The following is a 231-nucleotide window of genomic DNA, read 5'->3' on the forward strand; positions in this document are numbered from 1 at the left end:
GAACTCGGACCGAAGGAAGGCGCAACGCTCGCCTGCGGCGGCCTCGACGCGCCCGATCTGCCGGAGGCCCTGAAACAAGGCAATTTCGTGCGCCCGACCGTGTTCGTCGATGTCGATAACCGCATGCGCATCGCGCAGGAAGAAATCTTCGGGCCGGTCGCCTGCCTGATTCCCTTCGACGACGAAGCCGACGCCATCCGTCTTTCCAACGACATCGCCTATGGTCTGTCG

1 protein-coding gene is annotated in these 231 nt (G+C 63.2%); it reads left to right on the forward strand.

Annotated elements, in window-relative coordinates:
* Positions 1 to 231: aldehyde dehydrogenase family protein (locus SB751_RS35775; protein WP_410749703.1), on the forward strand; the 231-nt coding region annotated here is incomplete at both ends.

The sequence above is a fragment of the Cupriavidus sp. SIMBA_020 genome (genome assembly GCF_046535395.1).
GTDB classification, from domain to species: Bacteria; Pseudomonadota; Gammaproteobacteria; order Burkholderiales; family Burkholderiaceae; genus Cupriavidus; species Cupriavidus campinensis.